Source organism: Streptomyces sp. NPDC048664, from assembly GCF_040650555.1.
In the GTDB taxonomy this organism is placed as follows: domain Bacteria; phylum Actinomycetota; class Actinomycetes; order Streptomycetales; family Streptomycetaceae; genus Streptomyces.
Genome location: NZ_JBEZHK010000064.1, coordinates 1 through 3,369 on the forward strand (window position 1 = coordinate 1; position 3,369 = coordinate 3,369).

Consider the following 3,369-nt stretch of genomic DNA (forward strand, 5'->3'; position numbering starts at 1 on the left):
GATCAAGATCCCGGCCGGCATCGACACGGAGCTCGTGCTGTTGGAGGGTGCGGAGTTGTTGGAGCGTGCGGTGGTGGGGGTGCCGGAGGGGTCGGGGCGTGAGGTGGTTGTGGGGGCGGTTGCTGGGTTGCGGGATGTGTCGTGTGCGCCGTCGGCTCGGTTGGCGGCGGGGTTGGCGGATGGTGTGAGTGGGGTGTTGGGGCGGTTTCCGTTGCGGGAGGGGGTGTCGTCGTCGGGGGTGTTCTCGTTGCTGGTGGAGCGGGAGCGGGCGTTGTTCGGGTCGTGGTACGAGTTCTTTCCGCGGTCGGAGGGGACGGCTGGGGTGCCGCACGGGTCGTTTCGGTCGGCGGCGCGGCGGTTGCCGGTGATCGCGTCGATGGGGTTCGACGTGGTGTATCTGCCGCCGGTGCATCCGATCGGGTCGACGTTTCGTAAGGGGCGGAACAACGGGTTGTCGGCGGGTGTGGGGGATGTGGGGGTGCCGTGGGCGATCGGGTCTGCTGCGGGTGGGCATGAGGCGGTGCATCCGGAGTTGGGGTCGGTGGAGGATTTCGTGTGGTTCGTGGAGCGGGCGCGGGGTGTGGGGTTGGAGGTGGCGTTGGATTTCGCGTTGCAGTGTTCGCCGGATCATCCGTGGGTGGGTGAGCATCCGGAGTGGTTTCGGTGGCGTGGGGATGGGTCGGTGGCGTTCGCGGAGAATCCGCCGAAGAAGTATCAGGACATCTATCCGGTGTTTTTCGATGGGGACATGGATGGTCTGGTGGCGGAGTCGGTGCGGTTGTTGAGGTTGTGGATGGGGCGGGGGGTGCGGATTTTTCGGGTGGACAATCCGCATACGAAGCCGGTGGTTTTTTGGGAGCGGGTGTTGGGGGAGATCGGGCGGTCGGATCCTGATGTGATTTTTTTGGCGGAGGCGTTCACGCGGCCGGCGATGGTGCGGGTGTTGGCCGAGGTGGGGTTCCAGCAGTCGTACACGTATTTCACGTGGCGGAACACGAAGGGGGAGTTGACGGAGTATCTGACGGAGTTGTCGGGTGGGACGTCGGCGGTGTTGCGGCCGAATCTGTTCGTGAACACGCCGGATATTCTGCATGCGTATCTGCAGGAGGGGGGTCGGGGTGCGTTCGAGGTGCGGGCGGTGCTGGCGGCGACGTTGTCGCCGTCGTGGGGCATGTACTCGGGTTTCGAGTTGTGCGAGAACCAGGCCGCGGGGCCGGGGAGTGAGGAGTACGCGGATTCGGAGAAGTATCAGTTGCGGCCGCGTGACTGGGAGCGGGCGGAGCGGGAGGGGCGCACGATCGTCCCGTTGATCACCCGGTTGAACATGATCCGGCGTTCGCATCCGGCGCTGCGAAGGCTCCGGAATCTGCGTTTTCATGAGGCGGACAACGATCAGGTGATCGTGTACTCGAAGTGTTCGGGTGCGGATGTGGTGGTCGTGGTGGTGAATCTGGATCCGTGGCGGGTGCAGGAGGCGACGGTGTCGTTGGATCTGGCGGCGTTGGGGTTCGACGGGGATGCGTCGTTGGAGGTGTGTGACGAGTTGACCGGTGCGGTGTATGCGTGGGGCCGGTCGAACTATGTGCGCCTTGAGCCGGGGCGGAGTCCGGCGCACGTGCTGAGCGTGCGGCGGCGGTCGGTGGGGTCGTGGGCGGGGTCGAGTGAAGGAGTGGCCACATGATGGTCAACGAGCCTGTTGCGGACACGTTCGAGGACACTCCCGCCGCGGAGCGGGATCCGCAGTGGTTCAAGCGTGCCGTGTTCTACGAGGTTCTGGTGCGGTCGTTCCAGGACAGCGACGGGGACGGGGTCGGGGATCTGAAGGGGTTGACGGCGCGGCTGGACTATCTGCAGTGGTTGGGGGTGGACTGTCTGTGGTTGCCGCCGTTCTTCTCCTCCCCGTTGCGGGACGGCGGGTATGACGTGTCCGACTACACGGCGGTGTTGCCGGAGTTCGGGGATCTGGCGGACTTCGTGGAGTTCGTGGACGCGGCGCATCAGCGGGGCATGCGGGTGATCATCGATTTCGTGATGAACCACACCAGTGATCAGCATCCGTGGTTCCAGCAGTCCCGCACCGATCCGACCGGCCCCTACGGGGACTATTACGTGTGGGCGAAGGACGACAAGCAGTATCCGGACGCGCGGATCATCTTCGTGGACACCGAAGCCTCGAACTGGACGTACGATCCGGTGCGGAAGCAGTATTTCTGGCATCGGTTCTTCTCGCATCAGCCGGATCTGAACTACGAGAACCCGGCGGTGCAGGAGGAGATGATCTCCGCGTTGCGGTTCTGGTTGGATCTGGGGATCGACGGGTTCCGTCTGGACGCGGTGCCGTACCTGTATCAGCGGGAGGGCACCAACTGCGAGAACCTTCCCGCCACCCACGAGTTCCTGAAGCGGGTGCGCAAGGAGATCGACGCGCAGTATCCGGACACGGTGCTGCTGGCGGAGGCGAACCAGTGGCCCGAGGACGTCGTCGACTACTTCGGTGACTACCCGAGTGGTGGGGACGAGTGCCATATGGCGTTCCACTTCCCGGTGATGCCGCGGATCTTCATGGCGGTGCGGCGGGAGTCGCGGCATCCGGTCTCGGAGATCCTGGCGAAGACCCCGGCGATTCCCGACGGCTGCCAGTGGGGCATCTTCCTGCGCAACCACGACGAGTTGACGTTGGAGATGGTCACCGACGAGGAACGCGACTACATGTGGGCCGAGTACGCGAAGGACCCGCGGATGCGGGCCAACATCGGGATCCGGCGCCGGCTGGCACCACTGCTGGACAACGACCGCAACCAGATCGAACTGTTCACCGCCCTGCTGCTGTCCCTACCGGGCTCGCCGATCCTGTACTACGGCGACGAGATCGGGATGGGGGACAACATCTGGCTCGGTGACCGCGACGCGGTCCGCACGCCGATGCAGTGGACCCCGGACCGCAACGCGGGCTTCTCCTCCTGCGACCCGGGCCGCCTGTTCCTGCCCACGATCATGGACCCGGTCCACGGCTACCAGGTCACCAACGTGGAAGCGTCGATGTCCTCCCCGTCCTCGCTGCTGCACTGGACCCGCCGCATGATCGAGATCCGCAAGCAGAACCCCGCGTTCGGACTCGGCTCCTACACCGAACTCCCCTCCACCAACCCCGCCGTCCTGGCCTTCCTACGCGAGTACGGCGACGACCTCGTCCTGTGCGTCCACAACTTCTCCCGCTTCGCCCAGCCCACCGAACTCGACCTGCGCCGCTTCACCGGCCGCCACCCCGTCGAACTCATCGGCCAGGTCCGCTTCCCCCCCATCGGAGAACTCCCCTACCTCCTCACCCTCGCAGGCCACGGCTTCTACTGGTTCCGCCTACGCAAGGAC

At 65.2% G+C, this 3,369-nt stretch carries 2 protein-coding genes; both read left to right on the forward strand.

Going from position 1 to position 3,369, the window contains the following annotated elements:
• A partial coding sequence (locus tag AB0C59_RS34700; RefSeq protein WP_363011838.1) for a maltotransferase domain-containing protein occupies nucleotides 1-1,681 on the forward strand: 1,681 nt, incomplete at its 5' end.
• A partial coding sequence (treS, locus tag AB0C59_RS34705) for a maltose alpha-D-glucosyltransferase (protein WP_363011840.1) occupies nucleotides 1,678-3,369 on the forward strand: 1,692 nt, incomplete at its 3' end. The genes AB0C59_RS34700 and treS, both read left to right, overlap by 4 nt.